This is a genomic window from Candidatus Hydrogenedentota bacterium, assembly GCA_012730045.1.
Taxonomy (GTDB): domain Bacteria; phylum Hydrogenedentota; class Hydrogenedentia; order Hydrogenedentales; family CAITNO01; genus JAAYBR01.
In genome coordinates, this window is sequence record JAAYBR010000130.1 from 37,570 (window position 1) to 59,652 (window position 22,083).

The window sequence follows — 22,083 nt, forward strand, 5'->3', positions numbered from 1 at the left end:
CTACGTGACGCGCTGTTGACGCCCGCGCCGCGAGAGTTAGGGCAGTTTAGAATGAACCATGGCCGCCCTTGCATGTGCGGGTTTTTCTTCCCCGGAGGGGAAGAATGTGAATAGCCGGAGGCGACCGAAGGGAACCTCCGGACAGAAGTCCGGAGAACAGCAACCCCGAAGGGGTTGAATGTGTGTTGCCTGCGGCCCGGTCTGCGAACCCGTTCACATTCAACCCCTTCAGGGTTGGGATTCTCCGGACCGCTGACCGGAGGTTCCCTTCGGTCGCCTCCGGCTATTCACATTTGTCCCCTTCGGGGACATTGGCCCTGAAACGCCCCACGCATAGGCACTGAACCCACACCAACGCCTTTGGGGCGGCGCACCGCCCTGGTTTGTTGTCTGCCTACTGCGCGGGCGGGGGGGCGGTTTCGGGCGCCGCCGGGGCCGGCTCGGGGGCGGCGGGGGGCGTGGGGGGGGCGATCTCGTAGGTGGCGTTGATGCGGCGGACCATTTCGATCATGCCGGTGTGGACGGCGGGGGCGACGTCGGGGCCGCCGGAGTTCTCCTCGCCGTACTGGGATTTCTCGTAGACGTTGGGCTTTTCGGTGTCCCACTGGCTCTTGGGGATGATGTAGCCGATCTCGTCGTTGGCGAGGCCGAACAGCAGGGACTGGCGGGCGCGCTGGCGGGCCTCCATCTGCACGGGGGGAACCTCGACGGGGGCCACCTCGAAGTCGCGGCCGGGCTTGGCCTCGATGCCGCCGACCACAATTTCGGAGTAGATTTCGCCGGGGGCGGTGGCGACGAGGGCGTCGCCCACGCGCAGGGCGTTGACCTCGGTCTTGGAGTGGCCGCCCCAGTAGTACCCCTCGTGGATGAAGCCGAACATGATGAGCCATTTGAACATGCCGGTCATGGGGGCCTTGATGGTCTTTCCGGCCACGGCAAGGAAGGGGTTCTCGTTCTTCCAGGCGCTGGGGCCGCGCAGGGCCTCGAGGGCCTTTTCGGCGATGTTGTAGCCGAGGTTCTCGGCCTTCTCGAAGGTGCCGTCCTCGGCGATGCCGGAGCCGTCGCGCTTGGGCACGTCGGCGTGGAGCGGGTTGGCCAGGCCGCCGATGGGGCCCTGCACGAAGAGGCAGGTGCCGCCGAGCCCCTCGACGGGGCGCGGGCCGGGGATGCCCTCCTCCATGCCCAGGCGCAGCCAGTTGCAGAAGTCGGAGGTGAGGAAGCCGTTGCTTCCGCCCAGGGCCTCGGGGTGGTTCCCCCAGTTGACCAGGGTGGCGATGGTCTTGTCGGTGCCGCGCACAGCGAAGCGCCACAGGTACGCGTTGTCGTCGAGGACGACGGGGCGGCGGGAGTCGTGGTTGAAGGCCTCGCGGGGGAGGAGTTCCGCGGTGGCGCAGGTCATGTCGGAGGGGCGCAGGCCCGCGACGGCCTCCTCGATGGCCTCCTTGGCCTTCTTCTTGATGGACTCGACGTAGGCCCGGTCGTAGTTCAGCACGGGCACCGCCCCGCTGAAGATTTCCATGGTGTCCGGCACCTCGTGGCTGTGCGTGGACGAGAAGATGATGTGGTCAATCTTGGCGGCCGGGTTCACGGACTTGCGGATGTCTATGTACTCGTTGTGGTAGATGCCGATGGCGTCAATGGAGACGATGACCACGGTCACGCCGTTGTTGCGCAGGGCCAGGGCGCGCACCCACTGCGGGTCGTTGATCCCCTTCGCGGGGCGGTTGGAGTTGAACCCGGCCACCCACACGGGGTCGAAGCGGCCGTTCCCGTTGCGGTCCACATAGGAGTCGCCGGACTGGGCCGCCTTCGCCGGGTCGTAGAGCTTGAATTTCTTGTTGACGGCGGCAAAGAGCGCCTTCTGCCAGGGCGTGAGCGTGTCGGGCACGATGTCGTACTGGGTGTTGTTGTTGCCGTCCACCCAGCTGTCGTACCTCTCGAGGTCGATGGTGATGTCGCGCTTGGCGACGCCCGCCTGGATGGGCCCGGCGGGCTCGGAGGGCTGCCCGGCGGGCAGGGTGAAGTCCAGGGTGTAGCCGTGGTGCGGCCCCCGGCGCAGGGAGTAGTACCACAGTCCGATGAGGACCACGAGCAGGACCAGCGCGGTGATGATCTTGTGGCGGCGGATGAAGGCGTCTTCTGAGAACATGAACTCGCTCCATTGGGCCGCGGACGGCGTCCGTCCGGCGGAGGTGACGGGATCGCGGGGAGGCGGGGCGCTGCCCGCGCGGCGGCGGATGGAAACCCGCCAACACCGGCTTTCCCGGACTGCTGGGCGGATTATAGCACGCCCGGCCGCCGGGCGTCATGCGTCAGGAGGCGTTCCGCGAGGTGACGGTCTTGCCGGAGTAGTACTTGGCGAGCACCCGGTCTATGGCGCTGTTGGTGGCGACGACGGCCTCGATGTGCGCGCCCGTGGCGTGCTGCAGGTCCTCCAGGGCAATGAGATCCAGGGGGTTGGCCATGGCCACGGTGAGGGTGCCGCCCTCGAAGACAAGGGGAACGGAGCGGTGCTTCACCGCCACGGTCTGCGGCACCATCCGCATGGCGTCGGGGGTCATCTCGCGCTCCAGATTGTCCACGAAACGGGTGCGCAGCTGCGCGGCCAGGGTGGCGCCGACGGCCTCCTCGGTGGTGTAGCCCTGCTCGACCAGAATGGCGCCCAGACGCCGCCTGGGATCGGCGGCCTGAAGCCGTATGGCCTCCTCCAGCTGCGCCTGGGTGATGATGTCCGCCTCCACCAGGATCTCACCGAGCTGCTTGCGCGCGGCGCGGGTTCGCCGGCCCCGGCCGCCCTCGGTGCGGTTTCGGGGCCCCGACGGCAGGGGGGCGACGTCCAGATCGGCGGGCATCCGGCCGCCGTCCAGGTCCGGGGAGATCGGGGGCAGGTCCAGATCGTCGGAGAAAAAGGCCGTCCCGCCCGCAGGCGCCCCGCCGAGCGGGGCCGATATCTGCTCCTCCAGGGGGGTGGACCCGGCGTGGCGCTCGTACCGGGGCACCGTGGGGCGCTCGGGCTTGCCGGCCTCCGCGCGCGCCCTCAGCCGCAGCACCCGTGTGCGCTCCACCTCCAGCTCCGCCTCAAGCTTGGCGATGCGGGTCCGGGCGTCGGCGGCGTCGGTCACATGAAGGCTAAGCCCCTCCACCTGCCCGCAGAGCATCTTCTTCTCCAGTTCGAGTTTGGCAAGGTCCTCTTCCCGCGCCTCCAGGCGCGCCGCCAGCTCACTCTTCTCCGTCTCCAGCGCCGCCGTCCGTTCCTGCGCCGTCCGGAGCGCATCGTCCCCGGAGGCCGCCCCCGCCAGCGCCGTCTCCAGCTCCGCAATGCGCGCGTGCTGCGCCTCCGCCGCCGCCTGGGCGGTCCGCGCCTGATCCGCAGCCCGTTCCGCCGCCTGCTCCTCCGCCCGCGCGGCTTCGATCCGCGCCGCCTCGGCCGCGGCTGCGGCCTCTGCCAGCGAGGTCCGCAGCGTCTCCGTTGCCCGTGCGGCGTCTTCGGCCGCGCCGCGCAGGGCGGCCACCTCCTGCTCCAGCGGGGAAAGTTCGGCGAGACGCGCCTGCGCCGCCGCGAGGGTTTCGTACAGGGTGGCCGTCTCGGCGTTTGCGGAACGGCTTTCCGCCAGCTCCGCGCGAAGGGCTGCGGCGGCGGCGGCCTGTTCCGCGGTGGCGGCGCGCAGCGTCTCCATCTCGGCCGCGGCGGTCTCCAGTTCGGCGATCCGGGCGCGCAGCGCCTCCGCCTCCAGCACCAGCCCCTCCAGTTCCGCCAGCCGGCCGCGCAGGCCGTCCAACTCGTCCAGATCCGCGTTCTGCTGGATCAGTGTGGCGCGCAGGGTGTCCAATTCCGCCAGCCGTGTGTCCTTTTCGGCGATGGCCGCGCGCAGGGCGTCGCCTTCCGCCCGGACCCCCTCCAGTTCCGCGAGGGACCGCTCGGCCGCCGCCAGCCGTTCCAGGGCCGCGTCCTTCTCCGAAGAGGCGCCGCGCGCCTCCTCCAAGGCTGCGGCCAGCCGATCCCGCTCCTCCGTCAGCGCCGCTGCCGCCGCAGGGTCCGCGGCAGGCTCCGGTTTGCGCGCCGCGAGGCGTCCGGCCTGGGCGCGAAGGGTGCGCGCCTGTTCCTCCAAAGAGGAAAGGGCGGAGGCGGACCACTCGTCCAGCAGACGCTGTTCCTGGGAAAGCTCCTCAATCAGGGTGCGAATATCGGATTCCATAATTCCACCTTTCACCCCAGACAACACCCAAACGCAACCACCCGTGCTCCTTGCGCTTAGTACGCACCTTGTCAAGATTATAGTGCAGGCGGCCCGTTTCTGCAAGTGTTTTTTTGGGCGCGGAACGATTTCGCCCCCGGACTGCCGTCCGCTATACTGGCGCGGTCCGACAACGAAAGGAGCCCCGGAGATGCTGGAAGTGCTTGTTTATGTGCATGTGAAGCCGGGATGCGCGGAGGCGTTCCGAGCCGCATCGCTGGAAAACGCCCGCAAGAGCCGTCAGGAGCCCGGCGTCTACCGCTTTGACGTCCTGCAGGAAACGGAGGCGCCGGAGCGCTTTGTGCTCGTGGAGGGCTACCGGACCCCGGAGGCCGCCGCCGCCCACAAGGAGACAGCCCACTACGCGAAATGGCGCGACACCGTGGCGGACATGATGGCCGAACCCCGGCGCGGGGTGAAGCACCTCCCCTGCGGGGAGTAGGGCGGACACCGGAAGAGGAAAGAGGCTCTTGAAGAACATCATGAGACAGGGGGGGCTGGTCACCGCCGCCCTCCTGGCCTGTGCGGCCATCCTCACGCCCGGCGCGGCGGCATAACCCCAGGAGAGGGCGTGGGCGGAGCGGTTTGCCTGGGCGCCCCTGCCGTGGGGAGCGGCCGCGCCGGAGCCCGCGCCGCCGGCGCGGGCGACCGCCTCGTCACCAGACTCTGGGACGTCCCCCACCAGTTCTCCATCGAGATGCAGGACGAGGCCTTCGCCTGGCTGGAGAAGCAGCTCGCGGGCGAATAGGGTTGTTCTGTAGGCAAGTCCAGATGCTGGGGTCTGCGCCCGTCCGTTCTTAGGTCCCCCCTTGAGGGGGGTGGCCGCGTCTTCGCGGCCGGAGGATGTTCTTGACGCCCACCATCGTCCTGGAATCCGGAACATCCCCCGGTTCGCTCCCGCGAACCACCCCCCTCAAGGGGGGACCAAAACGGCGTGCGACCATCAGGCCCATAATCCATCACTGGGCAGGTGCGGAACGATGCATCTCTGCCGCGGACGCATGGCCGCGCCCCCCGCGTCAGTACAGCGTGACGTTCATCCCCGTGCCGGGGACGGCCGGGCCTTCGGGGCGTTTCCCGCTTTCGTTCCTGTAGACGTAGACGGTGGCGGGGGTGATGATGAGGATGTCCGGGACGCCGTCGCCGTCGCAGTCGCCGATGAGCAGGCTGAGTTCGTAGCCCTCTGTTGCGGGGTCGCCCGCGCCGGGCATCGCGAAGGTGGCGACGCGCTTCCCCGTGCCGTCGTACACGCCGCGGCTGTCGGCGGCGAGGATGTCGGCGAGGCCGTCGCCCGTCCAGTCGAGCAGGCGGTGGTGGCGCGAGTAGCGCGTGGTGATGCGGCCGAGGGGCGCGCCGTCGGCGTCAAGCACCCACATCGGGCTGGCACCGTCCGGCGTGTGGTCCACATCCACCAGAATCTGCGGCCCCGGCGCGTCCGCCACGATGCTCCCCGTCTGCACCGACTCGAAATGGAGGCCCGGCCGCTCCCAGACCACCGCGCCCGCGCCGTCCACCACGGCGATGTTGTTCGCGCCGCAGCAGGTGAACACGATGCGGACCTCCTCCGGCGTCTTTCCCGCGCGGAGCACGCGCGCGCAGTCCATGTGGCCGACGCCCGGGAGAATGGGCTCCTTCGTCTCGTAGACCCAGCGGACCGAGCCGTCGGGGTTCAGCAGGGCATAGCCCGCCAGAATCTCATCCCGGCCGTCGCTGTCCACGTCCAGGGGCCGGGGCTGGTGCGCCGTGCGGTAGCCCCCGGGCTTCGTCACGTCCCAGAGCAGGGTGCCGCTGCGGTCATGGGCCCAGATGCGCTCATAGCGGTCCTTGACCAGCACCTCCTCCGGCCGCCCGCGCCCGGCGAGGTCGCAGAAGACCAGGCAGTCCGTCGCGCCCTCCGCGATGGGGATGCGGCGCTTCTCCGCGCCCGTCGCGCCGTCCAGCTCCACGATGTCCCGCTGGTCGCAGACGACCACCTCGTTCTTTCCGTCGCCGTCCCAGTCATGAATCTGGCAGGCCACGTCATGGTGCCAGACCTTGCGGCCCGCGTCCGGTTTCCCCCAGCGCCAGAGGACCGACCCGTCCAGCCGGTGCGCCGCCACGGCGCTCGTGTAATGCGTGTCCTCCACGTTCACATTCTCCGCCGCCACAACCTCCACCGCGCCGTCGCCGTCCACATCCCCCGCCACCGCCCACTGCCCCGCATAGTCCGGGTCCAGCGCCACCACCTTCCACGGCGCGACCTCCGGCACCCCCTCCGGCGGCGCCCCCGTGTCCCGCACGTCAAAGCGCGGAAAGACGGGTTCGGCGGCGGGGACCCCGGCAAACACAGGGGCGGCGCAGCACAGCGCCACGGCAAGCGGGAGGGCGATTCTCATCATGATTGGTCTCCATGGTCGGCGCGGAAAGCGCGCCGCCTTTCCGGAAAACGCCATGGTACAGCATCGCCGCACAGAGATGGGAAAAGACCTGCGGGTGTTCCGGGACCAGCGTGGCCGTCCCCGGCGCCCCCGGAGAATGGGAATTGGAGGCCGCATGGGGCGCACGATCCTGGGGATGCGCTGTCCGGGGGGGCTTCGCCGTGCCGCCGCCCCAGCGGCCCTGTCTTCGGTTGTTCCGCGCTTTCGCGGTTGCGGGCGGTTGGGCTACAATGGCCCCGTTCTTTTGTCCTGTTCCCATCCACAAGGAATCACCGCATGAAACGTGTGCTGGTCACCGGCGCGGCCGGGTTTATCGGATCCCATCTGACGGACGCCCTGCTGGCGCGGGGGGACGAGGTGCTGGGGCTGGACGAGTTCAATGACTATTACGACCCGGCGGTGAAGCGGGGGAACCTCGCCGGGGCGCTGGCACAGCCCGGGTTTGCGCTGGTGGAGGCGGACATCTGCGACGAGGCGGCGCTGCGGGGGGCCTTTGAGCGGTTCCGTCCGGAGGTGGTGGTGCATCTGGCGGCGCGGGCGGGGGTGCGGCCGTCGCTTCAGGACCCGAACCTCTACCACCGGGTGAACGTGATCGGCGGCCAGCACGTCCTGGACGCGTGCCGCGACTTCGGGCCGTCGCACCTGGTGTTCGCGTCGAGCTCGTCGGTCTACGGCGGGAGCACGGCGGTGCCCTTCACGGAGGAGGACCCCGTGATGCGGCCCATCAGCCCCTACGCGGCGACGAAGCGGATGAACGAGCTGCAGGCCCACGTGTACAGCCACCTCTACGGGCTGAACGTGACGATGCTGCGCTTCTTCACGGTGTACGGCCCGCGCCAGCGGCCCGACATGGCGATCCACAAGTTCACGCGGAACCTCCTGCGCGGCGAGCCCATCCCCGTCTTCGGCGACGGGTCCACCCGGCGCGACTACACCTACATAGACGACATTGTGCAGGGGCTGCTGGGCTGCGTGGACACGCCGCTGCGCTATGAGATCCTCAACCTGGGCGAAAGCCGCACCACGACCCTCGCCGAGCTGGTGGAGATGGTCGCGCGGCACGCGGGCCGCCCCGCCGTCATTGACCGCCGCCCCGTGCAGCCGGGAGACGTGGAGATCACCTACGCGGACATCTCCCGCGCGCGGCGGCTTGTGGGCTACGCCCCGCGCTTCGAGATGGACGAGGGCGTCCGCCGCTTCGTGGCGTGGTACCGGAAGACGCACGGCGTGTGACCGGACGGCCGGATCGCATGCGGAACCCCGAAGACAGGGCGGGCGGGACGCCTGCGGTACGAAGGCGGCGTCCGGGGCGTTTTCCGTACCGCAGGCGTCCCGCCTGCCTTGTCTTTTGTTCACCTCCAGGCGGCCGGGCGCGCGGGGCGACTGTCTGAGCGGGCGACGCTTTACCGCTTCGCGCGCGTGCTATAATGGCCCCGCGCCGGAAAGACAGCCCCGGCGCGCGAGGATTTCACCGTGAAAATGCGCGCTTTCCTGCTTCTGATGGCCGCGGTTTCCGTCGCCGGGTGCCAGACCGGCGGCGGCAGTGTCACCGAGAAGGTGCTGGCCGATTTCGGCCTCCGCGAGCAGCCCGAGGGCTATGTCTCCGGCTCCGACAAGGTGTTCCAGGAGCTGGACGCCGTCGGCAAGACCGAGATGAAGCGCCTGAACGCCCAGGGCCGCAACGGCGAGATCAAATTCGAGCAGGACGGCCTGCGCGGCCGGTATTTCAAGGAGGTCAAAATCTACGAGAACTTCATGCCCCTGGACGCCAAGGCGGCGGGGCATCTCGTGGACCAGGACCGGGGCTACGTCGGCACCGTCGAGTACCGGTACCGCGTGTACCGGGGGGCGGACAAGCCGACGCGCGCCGAGGCCGCCGCCGTGACCGCCGACATCCCCACGGACACGGAGGGCCGCGAGACCCTGCGCTACACCTTCACCGCCGGCGGCACCTGGAACGGCGCCAAGGGCGAGAAGGTTGCGAACTAGCGCGCGTCAGGGCGTGTGCTTCTTGAGCGTCTCCGCCCAAAGGCGGTAGCCCTCGCGGTTGAGGTGGAGGCCGTCCTTCATAAGGAGGTCCTTCCGGGGGAGCCCGTCGGGGCCGAGGCTCACGGGGACCGTGTCCACATATTCGGCCCACGGGGTCTCCTCACACCATTTCGCGACGCGGGCGTTGAGGTCCTGGATGGCGGGCCACTTGTCCCAGCGCGCGGTGGAGGGCTTGGTGGAGATCACGAGCAGGCGCGCGTCAGACCGCAGGGCGTGGAGCTTCGCCGCGAAGGACGCGAAGTCCTGGAACACCTTCTCCGGCGCGCCGCCCGAGGCGATGTCGTTGTCGCCGGAATAGGCCACCACGGTGCGGGGCCGGTGGGCGGCGATGATGCGCCCGATGTGCCGGTCAAGGTCGGCGTAGGCGGAGCCGCCGAAGCCGCGGTTGACGGCGGGCAGGTCCGGGAAGTCTGCCTTGAGGTCCCACATGCGGGTGGTGGAGCTGCCCGTGAAGAGGACGCCGCCGGGCGCGGGCGGGGCCGCCTGGTCTTCAGCCTCAAAGGCGGCGATGTCCTTCTCCCATCGGTCGGCTTCCGGGGCGGCGGCGGGGGCGTCCGCGCCCCGCGCGGCGAGGTCCAGCGTGAGGATCAGGGCCGCGCCGAGCACGGCCAGGACGGAGACCACGGATGTCTTCACAGGCTCATCCCTCCGGCAGGGCGAACTTGAACCCCTGCCCGGTCACGACCGCCTCGGGCGCCACGGGCACCTTTCCGGATTCCGGAAGGACCACCCTCATGGTGCAGCCGCCGACGACGTCCCTTTCGACGTCCACGCCCGGCATGACCCAGATCATCTCCATGCCGCGCTCCGTGAGCTGGAACGCGCCCACGTGGGTGACGTAAAAGACCTTCTTGCCCTGCTTCAGGGCCTCGCGGCCGTTGAACGTGACCTCGTCCACCCGGTCCACAAACTTCGGGGTGCCCTTCTGGAGCACGCGCATCTGCCCGCCCTCGGGCTGGATGACGCCGCGGTCGTTCCACGCCGCGCAGAACAGCAGGAGCTTCGAGCAGGCGCACAGGTCGATGAACCCGCCGGGGCCGACGTAGTTGATGGCGCCCTCGCCGCGCCTGGACACGTTGACGTTGCCGTCGCTGTCCACCTGGAGCGCGCCGAGGATGGACCAGTCGAGGCGCTGGTAGATGCGCTCGAAGGCCGTGGCCGAGGGCACGATCTCGGTGGGGTTGACGGCCGCCCCGAAGAAGATGCCCGGGGCCGCCATGCCGCCGAAGACGCCGCTCTCGTTGATCATGGCGAGCTCGCCCATGACGCCGCTCGCGTGCAGCAGGCGCGACACCTCCTCGGGCAGGCCCACGCCGATGTCCACGTGGTCGCCCTTCCGGGCGTTCTCCACGAAAATCTTCGTTCCCAGCCGCGCCAGCACCTGGTCCGCGGCGCTTCGCTTCGGCGTGACGCCGAGCATGTCGTTCACGACGCGCGCGCGCGCGATCCCCTCCTCCGTGGACATGCGGCTGTTCAGGGTGAACTGCTCCCAGCGCTTCCGGTGCTTGATCGTCGCCGTCTGCTCCACATCGGGCCAGTACACCACCGCGTCCACGTCCTCCGCCTTCAGAAAGACCTCGTCGTACCCCTCGTCCACCAGCAGGCCCACGTTCACGATCACGCGGCCGCCGTTGCGCCGCGCGGCCCGCGCGATCTCCAGGCTCTCCGCGAGGACCGCGCAGTTCTTCATGTAGATGTTGCCCCTGCGGTCCGCCGCCGGGGCGCTGAACACGGCCGTGTCAATCTTCGGGATGGTGTACCTGAACCGGCCGTCCGCCACCTCCACATACTGCGGGGCCGTCTCCGGCTTCAACGGCGTGCCGCGGCCGCAGCGCGGATCCATGAAGGTGCCCGCGCCGGTGTCGTTGACGACGCAGTCGCGCCCCTCGCCCTGCCCCCGGAGCAGCAGGGTCATCGTGCCCTGCGGGATGATCTGGAGCTCCAGCTTCCCCTGGTCCGCGAGGCGGAGCTGCGCCTTGAACGTCTCCGCGTGCCCTGTGAAAAGCCGCGTGTTCAGCCCCTCCAGCCCGATCTCCTCCAGCGACCCCGGGATTTTCCCGCGGCCGCCCTGGCCGCCCACGCAGATGATGGTCACGTTGTTCGGGTGGCCCGTCGCCTGGAACTTCTCCCGCATGGCCCAGTACATGAGCGCGCAGCGCTGGTTCCCGCCCAGGCCAGAGGTGCCCATCACCGCACCGTCCCGGATCAGGTCCACGGCGTCCCATGCCGTCATGAACTTCGGGTTGTCGCGCACCGACGCCGGAACGGGGTGCTTGGAGTCATGTTTCTTCCAAGTAAGCCGCCAGTGGAGAACATGTGCCTTGATGGCCGCCTTGGTGAGAAAATTCATGCCGGACCCTCGGAAATGAAGACGCGGGAATATCTTAGGCCCGGCGTTGCAACGTCCACAACGCCGAAATTCCCTCAAAAAGATAATACTACAAGGGGAAAGTCCCGTTCAAGGACGGCGTTTTGGACGTCTTGCGGCGGACAAAAGTGGGATGGATTTCAGGCTTCAGGCTTCAGACTTCAGGAAGGTAGTAAACACGCGGGGCGGGGGCATCGGACCGATCGGTCGGATCCGTCGGATCGGTCGGATGCGGGCGGGACTTTGTCGGACTGGTCGGACTGGTCGGACCGGCCCGATGGGGCAGTGCTATTCCAAGGGGGCCGGCTGCGGCCCGCACCCGCCGCTTTCCCGCCGGCGCTTCTCCAGCCACACATGCAGGATGGCGACGTCCGAGGCGCGGACACCGGGGACGCGGGCGGCCTGGCCGAAGCTGGCGGGGCGCACCTCCTTCAGGCGCTGGCGGCTTTCGCGGGGAAGGCCGGGCACGGCGTCGTAGTCGAAGCCGTCGGGGATGGGCAGGTGCTCGGCGCGGCGGAACTGCTCGATGGTGCGCCGCTCGCGGTCGAGGTAGCCCTCGTACTTGACGCGGATCTCGACCTGCTCGCGGGCCTCGAGGTCCACGGGTTCGGGGGGCGGGCTGAAGCGCCACAGCTCCTCCAGCGACAGGCCGGGCCGCCGCAGGAGCTGGCCGACGGTGTGGGACCGCGCCGCGGGCACGCCGCCGTGGCGCGCGAGCAGGGCGTTCAGGGCCTCCGACACGGGCACGGCGGCGCCCTCGATGCGGGCCAGCTCGCGCGCGGCGGCGTCCTGCTTTTCGCGCAGGCGCGCCAGCACGGCGTCGTTTCGGAACCCGTACTTCGCGAGGCGCTCGTCGGCGTTGTCGTGGCGGAGGTGCAGCCGGTACTCCGCGCGGGAGGTGAAGAGGCGGTAGGGCTCGCGCACGCCGCGCGTGACGATGTCGTCCACCATGACGGCGAGGTAGGCCTCGTCGCGCGAGAGGAGGAGCGGCGGCGCGCCGTCGAGCAGGCGCAGGGCGTTGAGCGCGGCGAAGAGGCCCTGTCCGGCGGCCTCCTCATAGCCCGAGGTGCCGTTGATCTGCCCGGCGTGGAAGAGGCCGCGCACGCGCTTGGTCTCCAGCGTGGGCCTCAGCTCCACGGGGGGTACAAAGTCGTACTCGACGGCGTAGCCGGGGCGCACGATCTCGGCGCGCTCGAGGCCGGGGCAGGAGTGGAGCATGTCGCGCTGCACGTCCTCGGGCAGGCTGGTGGAGAGGCCGTTGACGTAGAACTCCGCCGTGTCGAGGCCCTCGGGCTCCAGGAAGAGATGGTGCGACGTCCGGTCGGGGAACTTGACGTATTTGTCCTCGATGCTCGGGCAGTAGCGCGTGCCGACGCCCTCGATGCGCCCGGAGTAGAGGGGCGACCGGTCCATGTTGCGCAGGATGATGTCGCGGGTGCGCTCGTTGGTCCGCGTGACCCAGCAGGAGGCCAGATTGCGGTTGAATCCCGCGACGGGCGTGGAAAAGGAGAAGGGGCGCGGGTCGGGGTCGCCGGGCTGCTCGGCCAGCACGCCGAAGTCTATGCTGCGGCGGTGGATGCGCGCGCAGGTGCCGGTCTTCAGGCGCTCCACGGGGAAGCCTAGGCGGCGGTAGGCTTCGCTGAGGCCGTCGGCGGCGGGGGCGCCGCCGCGCCCGCCGGCCACGCTGGTCATGCCGTAGTGCAGGCGGCCGCGCAGGAAGGTGCCCGCGCAGACGATGACGGCGCGCGCGCGGATCTCCTCGCCGAAGGCGGTCACCACTCCCGCGACGCGCGGCGTTTCGCCGCCGTCCCCCTCCACGAGGAGGTCCACGGCCTCGGCCTGCTTCAGGAAGAGGTTCGGCTCGCCCTCGCAGACACGCTTCATGTCCTGCTGGTAGAGGAAACGGTCGGCCTGGGCGCGCGGGGAGTGGACCGCGGCGCCCTTGCTCCGGTTAAGCATGCGGAACTGGATGCCCGTGCGGTCTATGCAGCGGCCCATCTCGCCGCCGAGGGCGTCGATCTCGCGGACGAGCTGGCCCTTGGCCACGCCGCCGATGGCGGGGTTGCACGACATGCGGCCGATGTCGTCGAGATTGAGCGTGAGCAGGAGCGTGCGGCGGCCCAGGCGCGCGCAGGCGAGCGCCGCCTCGATGCCCGCGTGGCCCGCGCCCACTATGACGACGTCAGTATCGTGAAGCATGGGGCGTCCCTGCCCTCCGGCGCGCCGGTCAGTCCTCCGGCAGCGTGATGGCCTGGATCTTCTCTGCCTGCGCCGCGCGGTACGCCGCGAGCTTTTCGGCGAGGACGGGGTATTTGTTGGCGAGGATGGCCACGGCCAGGAGCGCGGCGTTGGTCGCGCCCGCGCCGCCGATGGCCAGCGTGCCCACGGGGATGCCCGGGGGCATTTGAACGATGGCGAGAAGGGCGTCCTGCCCGTTGAGGGGCCCCGAGGCCACGGGCACGCCCAGCACGGGCCGCGTGGTCAGCGCGGCCACGACGCCGGGCAGCGCGGCGGCCAGCCCGGCCCCTGCGATGAAGACCTCCGTCCCGTTCGCGTCCGATGCGCGGACGTAGTCGGCCACGAGGTCGGGCGTGCGGTGGGCCGAGAGCACCCGCGACTCATGGGGCACGCCGAACTCGGCGAGGGTTCTGTGGGCGCGGCGCATGGTCTCCCAGTCGGACTCGCTGCCCATGAGGATGACGACCAGGGGCGTGGCGGGCATGTTCATGTCTGTCTTCTCCCGGCGGTTAGAAGTGGCGTTCAATATAGTCCAGCGCGGCGTCGAGGTCCGGCAGGATTTTCGTGCAGTAGCGCACCATCCACGGCGACATGTCCTGGAAGGGGAAGGGGCTGAAGGCGATCACGAACTTCCCCTGGTCATGGGCGGCGTAAAACACCTCCATGGACGTGCCGATGGACGGCTTGTTGTAGTTCACCAGCAGGATGTCCGCGTCGCGCACGTCCTGCAGGTCGAACTCCACGATCTCGTTGGCGCTGTCAATCTCGCGGTCGCGGAAGTCGCGCCGCATGGGGTCCAGCAGGATGAAACGGCCCGCGAGCCGCTCCTTGGCCCGCTGGCGCCACGGCTTGCTCTCGTCCGCCGCCGCGTCCATGATCGGCCCGCTCAGATAGATGGTCCGCGCGTCTTTCCGGTTCATGCCGCCTGTTCACTCCCTGGGCCGGAACGGCCCCCGTTGCGGCCCGTATTGTAGCACATGCCCGCGGGGGCGGTTTTCAGTAGGGCGGCCGCGCGGGGCACTCGCACGAAAACCCGTTCACCCCCTCTGATAAAAAGTCTGATCGTTGCCTATTCTGGACCCTCTTCAACGCTGAAAGCGTTGCCGAATATAGCCCAGGGCAGGCCGCCGCCCGAAGGGCCAGGCCTGCCCTGGGTTGCCCGCGCAGAACCGTCATGCCCCAACGGGGCAGCCGAAATTGTGAAGGGTGCCCAAAGACAAGGCCGGCGGTACGGAATGCCCCCGTCGGCCTCTTTCGTGCCGCTGGCGTCCCGGCGGCCTTGTCTTGATGCGCATGTTCCGGCCATCTCACAAGGGTGCGGTACGCCAAGGCTCTATCATCCCGTCTTTGCCGCGCGGGCGGGGTCGTGGGCGGGGTTCGGCGTGGGCATCTGGGCGTCCACGTCGAGGAGCCAGCCGTGGAGGGCGCGGCGAAGCTCTTCGGCCTTTTCGGGCATCTCCGCCGCGAGGTTCCTGGTCTCGGCGGGGTCGGCGGCCAGGTCGTACAGCTCCAGACGGCTGTCCTCGTAGTACTCGATGAGCTTGTGGTTGCCGCGGCGAACGATGCCGCCGGGCGTCGCGCCGAGGGGGTGGTAGTGCGGGTAGTGCCAGTACAAATCGCGCGCGGCGATGCCGCCCGCGCCCGTCAGCAGGGGCACGAGGCTCACGCCGTCCGTCTGCGGCCCCGGCCCCACGCCCGCGATCTCCAGAATGGTCGGGAAGAAGTCCACGCTGCACGCCGGGGTGTCGCACAGGGACCCCGCGGCGACCCTGCCCGGCCAGCGGACGATCAGGGGCTCGCGGACGCCGCCCTCGTACAGCGTGCCCTTGCCCCCGCGGAGGGGCGCGTTGGACGTCACCCGGCCGTGGCCGCCGTTGTCGGAGGTGAAAATGACCACCGTGCCCTCCGCCAGCCCGAGGCGGTCCAGCGCGCCCATCACGCGGCCCACGCTCTGGTCCACGGCCTCCACCATGGCGGCGTAGCCGGGGTTGTTCTGCGGGTCGTCACCGCGCACCCTCCCGGCGTGCCGCGCCTGAACGTCCTTCTTCGCCTGGATCGGCGTGTGGACCGCGTAGTGCGGGAAGTACAGGAAGAAGGGGCGCTCCCGGTTGCTCTCGATGAAGGCCACCGCCTCGTCCGTGAGCCGGTCGGTCAGGTACTCGCCCTCCGGGCCGTCCTTCAGCGCGGGGATGCCATAGGGCGAGAAGTACGACGGCGGCTGGCCCTGGTGCGTGCCGCCCGCGTTCAGGTCAAAGCCCTGCGACGCCGGCCCGAAGTCCGGCCCGCCCAGATGCCACTTGCCGACGCTCGCGGTGGCGTAGCCCGCGGGCTTCAGCGCCTCCGCCAGCGTCACGGCGTCGTGCGGCAGCTCCTGGTTGAACTTCGGCGGCAGCAGTTTCGCGTACGGGTGTTTGTGCCCGGGGATCCAGTCCGTCAGATGGAGCCGCGCCGGGTATTTCCCCGTGAGCACGCTGGCCCGCGTCGGCGAGCACACGGGGCACGCCGCGTAGGCCTGCGTGAACCGCATGCCCTGCGCCGCCAGCCGGTCAATGTTCGGCGTCTCATAGAACCGGCTGCCGTAGCACCCGACATCCCGCCAGCCCATGTCGTCAATCAGGAACAAGACCACATTCGGCGGCCGTGTTGCCGCCGCGCGCGCGGCCGCGCCCGCCCCCAGCGCCGCCGCCCCCGCCGCCTTCAAAAACACCCGCCGGTTCATTCTGTCCATGAGCCTGTCCTCCGGTTGCGCCCGGTCCCGCGAAACATGCAGAAGCCTACCGCACGGGGGCGGAAAAGGCAAGGGGGCAGGCTATGGCGGATTGCCAGACAGGCGGGGGGCCGGCCTCCTTCAGAGAGGTGGAGAGCGAAGTGACCGAAAAAAGCGCTGAAAGCGCGGCACTAAACAGCCCGGGGCGTGAGCCCCGGGAAAGCGACCCCTCCCCCCATCCCCCGAGCCCCGAAGGGGCGGCACAAAGGCCTTCCGCGGATGTGCCGTGCTTTCAACGCTCTCCAAAGAGGACGGGTGCATCCGCATTCCCGGGGCTCACGTCCCGGGCTGTGCAATACCGCGCCCTCGGCGCCCCGGAGTGTGGCCTGGCCAGCCACTTGTCCGGCAGTCCGGGACTCAGGAGGCGGGTTCCTCAAAGAACCTGCCACGCTTCGCGGGATCAACTGCGGACAGCGTCAGCAGGACGAACTGAACCGTTTCAGGCGCCTCCGTGTCACAGACTACGGCGACCGTTTCCCCCGGCGCGAGGGGCATCCGCAGGGTCACGGGGTGGTCGCGCACCTTGGGGGCCGTCCCGCGCCGCAGCTCGTTGAGGTAGACCGTGACGTCCAGCGGGGCGGGCGGCCCGGCGGCCCCCGCGGCCAGGGCGAACACAACGCCCTCATGGAGGGGTGCCTGGTTCCCCTCCCCGGAAACCGGCTGGGTGGTCAGGTCTGCCATCACGACGCAGGGGGGCGTCTGCGCGCGGAACCGGGAAAACGAGGGGCTCAGGGCGTCAAGCGTTCGGAGAGGCGCGTCTCCCGGCCCCGGATTCCGGTTTTCGTCCCTCCTCCAGAGAACCTTGGGCGGCGTCTTCCCCGGTATGAACGTGCAGCGGGGCGCCGAGACAAGCATCGTTCCCTCCACCTTCTCAAGGCCGTTGAGCACCTGTTCCGCATCCGGAAAGCGGAACACGCGCACGTCTTCCGGCGATCTCGTCTCGACAAACATCTGATTCACCCACTGTGGGCTGGACATCACCGTCTCTGCCAGCCCCATTCTTGGCACATGGAAGAACCGGGCCTCCACGGCATACTGCGGGCCCTTCTCCTCCCCGGCCTGCGCGGCCGCCGCGGCCTCCTCCCCCGGTTTCGGGGCCATCTCCACGGACTCCACGACGCCCTGCGCCTCGGACCACGACAACCCCGGGATCATTACCCCCTCCGTGATCCGGCTGCGCACCTCGGGCGCGGACACGACCTCTCCGTCGAACACGATGGCGAGCTTCCGGCCCACGCCCGCCTCGGTGGCCGCACCGAAGGCCGCCGCCGCTTCGGGCCGCAGCGTGAGCAGCACGTCCCGGGTGCGACCGTCCTCCGACGGTCTGATGGCCGCGCGCAGCACGCCATACTCCGTAAGCAGCGCCTCCGGCTCCAGCCGCAGGCGGCCCTCCCCGTGGCCCTTCGCCCACGGCACCTCCTCCCCGCCCCCGTCGCGGGCCTCCCAGCGAAACGCCACATAGGGCCCCGTCCAGGCCGGCTCGGGGGCGCCGTCCCTGGTCTCCGCAACCATGTGAATTCCCTGCCCGTCGTCCGCGACGAGCCGCGCCGTCTTCTTGACGGCGTTGATTTCCGTGACCGTGAAGTCCCCCACGCGCGCGCCCTCGTTGTACCAGTGCAGCCCGCCGTCCGTGTCGCGGATCAGGGCGCGCTTCACCCCGCTGTCAAGCGTGCGGACGCGCACCAGCGCCGGAACCGTCCCCGTTCCCGCCGGGGCCTGCGCACCGCGCGCCGTCACCAACAACTTTCCGTTTTTCGGGACGCACACGAGGTTCAGCGGGCGCAGCATGCAGGAAAGCGCCGTCCGCGCCGCCACGTTGCCAAGAAAGACCCTGGGCAGCCAGGTCCCGGCCGGGGGAGCCTCCCCTTCGAAGGGGGGCGCCCCCCCCCGGATGCCGTCCGGCCCCACGGGGCCATATAACCAGGTGGACTGATCTTCAGAGGGGGGCGGGATCGCCTGAGTGTCCAGCACGAGGGGGAGATCGTAGGAGTCCGCGAGGAACTCCACCACCTGCTGGACGTGAATGTCCTCAAACTCAACCGTGGTCGGCGCGTTGAGGACCTTGTCCCATTCCGGGAAAGCCCCGGGCGCGGGCACGACAGCCCGGGCTGATCCATCGGCGGCGTCCCGCCGCAACTGCTCCGGCGTGCTCACCCACACCACGCCCTCCGCGGATTCATAGGCCAGGCCCAGGGGTTCCAGCATCTTCGTCAGGGCTTCCCGCAGGGCGACGTCGCGGCAGTCCACCGCCGCCACCATGCCGTCTGTCGCGTAGGCGGCGGTGCCCCCCTTCACGGTGTGCCCGTCCCTGCGTGGCGGCGGCGCAATCACCCGCCAGTCCAGGGCGAAATCCACATCATAGGCGTCTGCGGCAAAACTCAGCACGTCCCACAGATGCACCTTGTTGAATACCAGGGAAGCGGGACGTTCGAGCGCCTTTTCCAACTCCGCCTGTATGGTGTCCGGCGGCGTGTCGGCGGACACCTGCCCGCCAAAGGTTCCGCCGGTCCCCAGCGCGGCGGCCGCGAGGAGCAGCAGGCCGGCCACGGCCCACATGCCGGGCCGGGCGGGGCACCGCAGGGGGTTGGCCAGCAGGGCCGCGATGCGTTTTCCGATCTGGGTGCGCGTGGCGCCGAGGGTTCCCGCGAAGGCGCGGTCGCGCCGCCCGCGCATCTGCGCGAGCACCTCGTACAGCGTCCCCGCATAGGCGTCCGCCTCACCCGGCGTGTTGATGAGCGCGCGGTCGCAGGCCAGTTCCGCCTCCTCCTCCCACCGCGCCGCCGCCCACCAGGTCGCCGGATGGAAGAAGAAGAGCGCCCGCGCCGCCTGGCGCACCAGGTTCGACAGGGTGTCGCCGAGCTTCCAGTGCATCAGTTCGTGCCGCAGGGCCCAGGAGACCACCCCCGGCTCCCCCGCCGTGTGCAGCCACGCGGGCAGCAGCACCACCGGACGCAGCGTGCCCGCCAGCGCGGGCGACTCCACCTCGTCCGTCACCACCAGCCGCGGCGGCCGCCGCACCTCCAGTCCGCGGGCCGCTTCGGCGTAAAGCGCCGCGCACGCCGCCGACGGGGCCGCGCCGCGCCGCACCAGCCGGCGCAGCCGGACCGCGTCCAGCGCGCGGTGCAGCGCCATCAGCCCGGCGAGCAGCCCCCACAGCGCCGCCCCGGCCCGGCGGGGGTCGGCGCGCCGCGCGACGTCCGCCCACGCCTCCCACCAGGGCCGGGCGGCCGTGTCCGCCGGTACCGCCGCCGGGGCCGGACGCGGCGGCGCGGCGGGGGCTGTCAGCAGTTCATCGTCCCAGGGTGCAGGGTCCACCGCCAGGTAGGCGACCTGCGGTTCCTCCACAATGAGCACGGGATACAGCGGCCCGAGGGCCAGCGCGGCCAGGGGCTTCGCCAGCACCAGCAGCCAGAGCAGCGCCCGCACGCGCGGCGACGCCGGCCGCGCCAGCGCGATCACCATCCCCACGGCGAGCGCGAGGACCGCCATCTCCAGGCTCGCCCAGAAAAGGCGCTCCAACACAACGTTCCCGCCCAGGTACCACAGCCATGCGTTCATCTCTTCCGGCAGGCGCATGGTCACTCCCTTTCCTTGTTGCGTGTTTCGACCATCCGGCGGATTTCCTCCAAGTCCTCCGCCGTGATGTCCGGGTCGTTCAGCAGATAGGCCACCGCATGCCGCGGCGACCCGTCAAAGAAATCGGCCACCAGCCCCCGGATGGAGCGCCGCGCCACCTGTTCCCGGGCCACCGTGGGCCGCAGCCGGTACCCCCGCTCCGTGCTCGGCACCACCGCCACATACCCCTTCTTCCGCAGGTTCGCCAGCACCGTCTTGATCGTCGTCGCCGCCAGCGCGGGCTCCCGCGTGTGCGCCGCGATCACCTCCGACGATGAGCACTCCCCCAGCGCCCACACCACCTGCATGATCTCCCGCTCCAGCCGGGACAACTCCGGCAGCCGCTCTTTCCTGCTCTTGCCCATCATGGCCTGTCCTCCGACTATGTTTGCCGCTTACGACTATGAGTATAGTCGAAACGCGCCCGGTTGTCAAGGGGTCAGACGGAAAAAAACGGCGCGGACGAGAAGGCGGGCGTTCTGGAAACCGGGACGGATGGGAATTAGGGGAGGCAGGGGAAGCGCAGGACGCAGGCGTCCCGCCGGCCCTGTCTTCTTCCCCTCCCGGTCTTCATCGGTGGTTCCCTCTCCCCCTTCCGCCGGTCTAGAATCCTTTCCGCGAGTCGAGCAGGAGCGTCACGGGGCCGTCGTTCACCAGGCGCACCGCCATGTGCGCGCCGAAGACGCCCGTGGCCACGGGGACACCCCGCGCGCGGAGCCGCTCCGCCGTCCGCTCGTAGAGGGGGACGGCGGTCTCAGGCCGCGCCGCCGTGATGAACGACGGGCGTTTTCCCCGGCGGCAGTCGCCGTGCAGCGTGAACTGCGAGATGAGCAGCACGCCGCCGCCGGTGTCCCCCAGCGACAGGTTCATCTTGCCGTCGGCGTCGTTGAAGACCCGCAGGCCCGCGATCTTCTCCGCGAGGTAGTCCGCGTCCGCGGACGTGTCGCCCTCCTCCACCCCCAGCAGCACGAGGAAGCCCGGGCCCGTCGCGCCGACCACGGCGCCGTCCACCTCCACGGAGGCCTCGGAGACCCGCTGGACCACGGCGCGCATGCGTCAGCCCCCCCCGTCCGGGGCCATGCGCGCCCGGAGCTCGGCCATCTGGCGGTCCCAGCGCTCCAGGTCGCGGGCGATGTAGGCGTCGCACGCCTCCGCCCGCGCCGCGCGCCGCTCCACGGCCCGCAGCAGCGCCGCCCGCAGCGACGCCGGGTCGTGGGCCGAGAACTCGCCGAGGCCGTCGAACTCCGCGCGGGTCACGGCGCTGTCCGTGGCCGTGAACGGCACGCCCAGGGCCAGGCACTCGCGGATGGACCACAGCAGCGTGTCGGGCCGCAGGGTGAGCGTGAGCGCGGCGTCGCACGCGGCCATCAGCGCCAGGAAGCGCGGCCGGGGCAGGAGCCCCGTCAGCGTGACGTTCGCCGGCGCGGCCGCAGGGGCGAGCCCCGCCCGCGCCGGGTCGCCCGTGAGGAAGAAATGCGCCTCCGGCATGGCCTCCGCCCCCCGCAGCACCTCGCGCCACGCGTCGTCCGGCGCGAAGCGGTTCACCATCAGCACCTTCAGGCGGTCCCCCGCCGCCGCCGTCACCGCCGACACGTCCTCCCCCGCCGCCAGGGCCAGCATGTCCCCCCGCGCCACGGCGGGCGACTTTACCAGCGCCGTCCCGCCCGCGCCCCACGCGCGCAGTAGCGCCTCGTTCGCCTCGTTGTGCGCCAGGTTCGCCCGCAGCCGCCGTGCGAGCGGCCGCTGCAGCCAGTGGAACCAGCGCCAGCGCCCGTCGAGAAACGACGAATGGTTGTCCGCCGCCACGGGGATCCCGCGCGGCGCGGCGTAGAGCACCGCCTGCAGCAGCGCGAAGACCGGAGGCACCTGCACATAGATGGCGGCGGGCCGCAGGCAGCGCAGCGTCCGCGCCGTGTCCACCCACTGCGCCACATAGCGCAGCGGCGTCGGCAGACGGAACGGCCCCAGCGTCCCCCGCCACACATGCACCGGCACCGCGCCCAGGGCGCGCGCCATGCGCACCCCGCGGCCGCTCCCCTCGCCCTCGCGGCACCAGAACAGGAACACCGCCGGCCCTGCGGGGGCGGCGTCCTGCCTGAGAGAACTCGGCTGTCGGGGACTGTCCACCATCCGCTCCGGGCCCCCGCCCGCGCCGGGCCCATCCCGGCCGCGCGGGAAACGGCCCGCCGGATTTAACCACACCCGCCCCGGGGCGCACAAGCCCGGGGCGGGCGGGGGAGCGCAAACCAGTAGGCGGGGCATCTGAAAACACGGGCGATCGCGAGAACGAGGTTGCTTCAGTCGCTTCGCTCCTTCGCAATGACGACGAAAACCCGCGTCATCGCGAAGGAGCGAAGCGACGGAAGCGATCTCGTGCCCGGAGCACCCAGGGTC

17 protein-coding genes are annotated in these 22,083 nt (G+C 70.1%); 4 read left to right on the forward strand and 13 right to left on the reverse strand.

Translation table 11 applies throughout. The features are described 5' to 3' along the window. Positions 1-394: 394 nt before the first annotated feature. Together GXY15_14290 and GXY15_14295 are read right to left on the reverse strand one after the other, a co-directional pair. Positions 395-2,149 (reverse strand): hypothetical protein, encoded by a 1,755-nt coding sequence (locus GXY15_14290; protein ID NLV42377.1) that lies wholly within the window; start codon positions 2,147-2,149, stop codon positions 395-397. A 163-nt stretch (positions 2,150-2,312) separates the two neighbouring features. Beyond that, positions 2,313-4,196, reverse strand: coding sequence for a hypothetical protein (locus GXY15_14295; protein ID NLV42378.1), 1,884 nt, complete (start codon positions 4,194-4,196; stop codon positions 2,313-2,315). A gap of 190 nt (positions 4,197-4,386) precedes the next feature. Between GXY15_14295 and GXY15_14300 the strand changes: the two genes are divergently transcribed. Next, on the forward strand, positions 4,387-4,677 hold the full coding sequence (locus GXY15_14300) for an antibiotic biosynthesis monooxygenase (GenBank protein NLV42379.1): 291 nt from the start codon (positions 4,387-4,389) through the stop codon (positions 4,675-4,677). Positions 4,678-4,806: 129 nt separating this feature from the next. After that, positions 4,807-4,983 carry a hypothetical protein gene (locus GXY15_14305; protein ID NLV42380.1) on the forward strand — a complete coding sequence of 59 codons (177 nt, stop codon included), beginning with the start codon at positions 4,807-4,809 and terminating at the stop codon, positions 4,981-4,983. Between the two features lie 271 nt (positions 4,984-5,254). Here the strand turns inward: GXY15_14305 and GXY15_14310 are convergent, their stop codons facing one another. Next, the gene (locus GXY15_14310; protein NLV42381.1) at positions 5,255-6,613 is read right to left on the reverse strand and encodes a hypothetical protein; all 1,359 of its coding nucleotides are present in this window, start codon (positions 6,611-6,613) and stop codon (positions 5,255-5,257) included. Between the two features lie 315 nt (positions 6,614-6,928). Between GXY15_14310 and GXY15_14315 the strand changes: the two genes are divergently transcribed. Together GXY15_14315 and GXY15_14320 are read left to right on the forward strand one after the other, a co-directional pair. Next, positions 6,929-7,885 (forward strand): NAD-dependent epimerase/dehydratase family protein, encoded by a 957-nt coding sequence (locus GXY15_14315; protein ID NLV42382.1) that lies wholly within the window; start codon positions 6,929-6,931, stop codon positions 7,883-7,885. A 240-nt stretch (positions 7,886-8,125) separates the two neighbouring features. After that, entirely contained in the window at positions 8,126-8,641 is a 516-nt protein-coding gene (locus tag GXY15_14320) for a hypothetical protein (GenBank protein NLV42383.1), read from the forward strand. 6 nt (positions 8,642-8,647) lie between these two features. Here GXY15_14320 and GXY15_14325 read toward each other — a convergent pair whose 3' ends face one another. The 10 genes from GXY15_14325 to GXY15_14370 form a co-directional block, all read right to left on the reverse strand. Continuing rightward, positions 8,648-9,337 (reverse strand): hypothetical protein, encoded by a 690-nt coding sequence (locus GXY15_14325; protein ID NLV42384.1) that lies wholly within the window; start codon positions 9,335-9,337, stop codon positions 8,648-8,650. 4 nt (positions 9,338-9,341) lie between these two features. Beyond that, positions 9,342-11,051 (reverse strand): hypothetical protein, encoded by a 1,710-nt coding sequence (locus GXY15_14330; GenBank protein ID NLV42385.1) that lies wholly within the window; start codon positions 11,049-11,051, stop codon positions 9,342-9,344. A gap of 306 nt (positions 11,052-11,357) precedes the next feature. Next, positions 11,358-13,268: a tRNA uridine-5-carboxymethylaminomethyl(34) synthesis enzyme MnmG gene (gene mnmG, locus GXY15_14335; GenBank protein ID NLV42386.1), complete on the reverse strand. Its 1,911-nt coding sequence runs from the start codon at positions 13,266-13,268 to the stop codon at positions 11,358-11,360. A 28-nt stretch (positions 13,269-13,296) separates the two neighbouring features. Then, entirely contained in the window at positions 13,297-13,797 is a 501-nt protein-coding gene (gene purE, locus GXY15_14340; protein NLV42387.1) for a 5-(carboxyamino)imidazole ribonucleotide mutase, read from the reverse strand. A 19-nt stretch (positions 13,798-13,816) separates the two neighbouring features. Continuing rightward, a complete protein-coding gene (locus GXY15_14345) occupies positions 13,817-14,227 on the reverse strand; it encodes a hypothetical protein (GenBank protein NLV42388.1) in 411 nt (136 codons plus the stop codon). A gap of 416 nt (positions 14,228-14,643) precedes the next feature. Then, positions 14,644-16,035: a sulfatase gene (locus tag GXY15_14350; protein NLV42389.1), complete on the reverse strand. Its 1,392-nt coding sequence runs from the start codon at positions 16,033-16,035 to the stop codon at positions 14,644-14,646. Between the two features lie 396 nt (positions 16,036-16,431). After that, a complete protein-coding gene (locus tag GXY15_14355) occupies positions 16,432-19,650 on the reverse strand; it encodes a hypothetical protein (GenBank protein ID NLV42390.1) in 3,219 nt (1,072 codons plus the stop codon). A 2-nt stretch (positions 19,651-19,652) separates the two neighbouring features. After that, complete coding sequence (locus GXY15_14360; GenBank protein ID NLV42391.1) at positions 19,653-20,057, reverse strand: BlaI/MecI/CopY family transcriptional regulator; 405 nt, start codon at positions 20,055-20,057, stop codon at positions 19,653-19,655. Positions 20,058-20,292: 235 nt separating this feature from the next. After that, positions 20,293-20,742, reverse strand: coding sequence for a D-tyrosyl-tRNA(Tyr) deacylase (locus GXY15_14365; protein ID NLV42392.1), 450 nt, complete (start codon positions 20,740-20,742; stop codon positions 20,293-20,295). A gap of 3 nt (positions 20,743-20,745) precedes the next feature. Continuing rightward, positions 20,746-21,816, reverse strand: coding sequence for a glycosyltransferase (locus GXY15_14370; protein NLV42393.1), 1,071 nt, complete (start codon positions 21,814-21,816; stop codon positions 20,746-20,748). Between the last annotated feature and the right edge of the window lie 267 nt (positions 21,817-22,083).